Annotated in this window: 1 protein-coding gene; it reads left to right on the top strand. The window is 50.0% G+C overall.

Translation table 11 applies throughout. The features are described 5' to 3' along the window. The coding region (locus AC2JF9_RS09975) for a DinB/UmuC family translesion DNA polymerase (protein WP_500727454.1) at window positions 1-408 on the top strand (408 nt) is incomplete at both ends.

Below are 408 nucleotides of genomic sequence, written 5' to 3'. Positions count from 1 at the left end.
ATCATGGGAAACCAGCTTTATCACCATGCCTGGGGCATCGACCTGTCCGATATTGGCGCCCCGATTATGGAAGGGCAGGTCAGCTTTGGAAAAAGCCAGATTTTGCTTCGGGATTACAAAGAAGAAGCAGAAGTGAAGCATGTCATTCTTGAAATGTGCGAGGAGGTGGCAAGAAGGGCGCGTACGCACCGGAAAGCGGGCAGGACGGTCAGCCTTGGGATTGGCTACAGCCACGAAGAATTTGGCGGGGGCTTTCATCGCTCAAGATCGGTCGATGAGCCGACGAACATTACGATGGATTTATACAGGATATGCCTCGGGCTGTTTAAGGAAAACTATGTTCCGAAAACAGTCAGGAGCATTTCGATTACGCTTTCGAACATCGTTGATGATAACGAGATACAGCTG

The sequence above is a fragment of the Lactobacillus sp. C449L genome (assembly GCF_059900815.1).
Note: the sequence above shows the minus strand (reverse complement) of the source record. Positions and strands in the feature narration are given on the sequence as shown.